General features: G+C 72.1%; 1 protein-coding gene and 1 pseudogene. One reads left to right on the top strand and one right to left on the bottom strand.

Going from position 1 to position 1,975, the window contains the following annotated elements; translation table 11 throughout:
• The first annotated feature begins 204 nt into the window (after positions 1–204).
• Positions 205–1,632, top strand: a complete 1,428-nt coding sequence (locus GH736_RS21980) for an MFS transporter (RefSeq protein ID WP_159607080.1) — start codon at positions 205–207, stop codon at positions 1,630–1,632.
• A 12-nt stretch (positions 1,633–1,644) separates the two neighbouring features.
• Here the strand turns inward: GH736_RS21980 and GH736_RS21985 are convergent.
• Positions 1,645–1,875 (bottom strand): annotated as a pseudogene (locus GH736_RS21985) (PLP-dependent transferase); the annotation flags it as partial.
• Positions 1,876–1,975: the final 100 nt, after the last annotated feature.

A 1,975-nucleotide genomic window follows, 5' to 3' on the forward strand; every position in this document is an offset into this window, starting at 1 on the left:
CTGCGTCGCGTCTGCGGAGGGCCCGCGGTCGCGCAGGCCACGGTCACCCAGTTGCAGGCGCGCATCGACTTCCTGCGCCGGCGGCTCGGCAGTCGCTGAGGCAGTGGGGTGCGTCCGGTGCGCCGTGCCGTCGCGCCGCGGCGACCGGCACTCGTGCGGTCATCGGATCGCCCGCGCATCCGCCGACTGTGCCAGCATTGGCGGATGGACCGTCGCACACGGGTGCTCGTCGTCGCCATCATCGTCTCGTTCATCGCGTTCCTCGACGGCGCGGTCATCAACGTGGCGCTCCCGTCGATCGCGGCAGAACTCGGCGGCGGCCTCGCGCTGCAGCAGTGGGCGGTCGACGCCTACCTGTTGACGCTCGGGTCGCTCATCCTGCTCGCCGGCTCGCTCTCCGACTCCTTCGGCCGCCTCCGAATCATTCGCATCGGCCTCTACGGGTTCGCGGCGACGTCGGTGCTCTGCGCCGTCGCGCCCACCGGGCTGGTGTTCGTCATCGGGCGTGCCCTCCAGGGGGCGGCGGGCGCGCTGCTCGTGCCGAGCTCCCTCGCCCTGATCATCGCGACGTTCGCCAAGTCCGAGCAGGGCAAGGCCATCGGCCGCTGGACCGCCTGGACGACGAGCGCGTTCCTCATCGGACCGCTCTTCGGCGGCATCCTCGTCGACCTGGCCTCGTGGCGAGCGGTGTTCTGGATCAACCTCCTGCCGATCGCGGTCGTGCTCGTGCTCATGCGCGCCCTCGGCCGGGACGCCCCGAACCCGAACCGCGAGCGCATCGACTGGGTCGGCGCCGTGCTCGGCGTCGTCGGCCTCGGCGGCACGGTGTTCGCGCTCATCGAGCAGGAGCGGTTCGGGTGGGACTCGCCCGTGGTGTTCGTGCCGCTCCTCGTCGGCCTCGCCTCGCTCGTCGCGTTCGTGCTCTGGGAACGGCGGGTGCCGCAGCCCATGCTGCCCCTCACGCTGTTCCGCGCCCGCAACTTCGCGGCAGGCAACCTCGCGACGGTGTTCGTCTACGCGTCGTTCTCGCTCGGTCCGTTCGTGATGACGATCTTCCTGCAGCAGACCGCGGGCTTCTCGGCGACGGTGGCCGGGCTCGCGACCCTGCCGCCGACCATCATGCTGGTGCTGCTCGGGTCGTGGTTCGGCGGGCTCTCCACGCGCTTCGGCCCCCGGGTGTTCATGACCCTGGGACCGATCATCGTCGCCGTCGGCTACCTGCTCACGCTGAGCGTCCAGCCCGAGCTGAACTACTGGCTGCAGTTCCTGCCCGGGGTCCTCGTCATCGGCCTCGGCATGGCCATGACGGTGGCGCCGCTCACCTCGGCGATCCTCGGCGCGGTCGACCCTGCGCGAGCCGGCATCGGGTCGGCCGTGAACAACGCGGTGGCCCGCATCGCCGGACTCGTCGCGATCGCGAGCCTGGGCGTCATCGTCGGCACGCAGCTCGACGTCGACGGGTACCACCGGGCGGCGACGGCCACCGCGGTGTTCCTCATCATCGGCGGGATCGTCTCGTGGGTCGGCATCCGGAACCCTGCGGCGACCCCGGATGCCACGGGGGCGGCGCCGCCGCCGGTCGAGGCGCCCTCGACCGGCTCGACGCACATCCCGCCGCACACCGTCGAGTGAGCGTTCGGCCCGTCAGGCGACGGTCGCGTGGTGGCGTGCCCGCGTCACGAGGCCGCCGACCTCGGCCGCCGCGTCGAGGGCCGCCATGAGGTCCGCCGTCAGGTCGTCGACGTGCTCGAGTCCGATCGAGAGGCGCACGACCGCGGCATCGGGCTTCGCGTCGCCCGCCACGGGGCGGTGCGTGAGCGACGCCGGGTGCTGCACGAGCGAATCGACGCCGCCCAGCGAGACGGCGTGGGTCACCGAGATGCGCGTCGACGGCTTCCGATTCGACCTGCGGGTCCGCACCGCGATCACCGAGATCGACGGCTTCGAGTGGGGCACGTTCCTGTTCCCCGGCGCC

This window comes from Agromyces humi, from assembly GCF_009720255.1.
Classification (GTDB): Bacteria; Actinomycetota; Actinomycetes; order Actinomycetales; family Microbacteriaceae; genus Agromyces; species Agromyces humi.

Coding starts and splice junctions, on each gene's coding strand:
- GH736_RS21980 (WP_159607080.1), top strand. CDS start 205: ATGGACCGTCGCACACGGGTGCTCGTCGTCGCCATCATCGTCTCGTTC.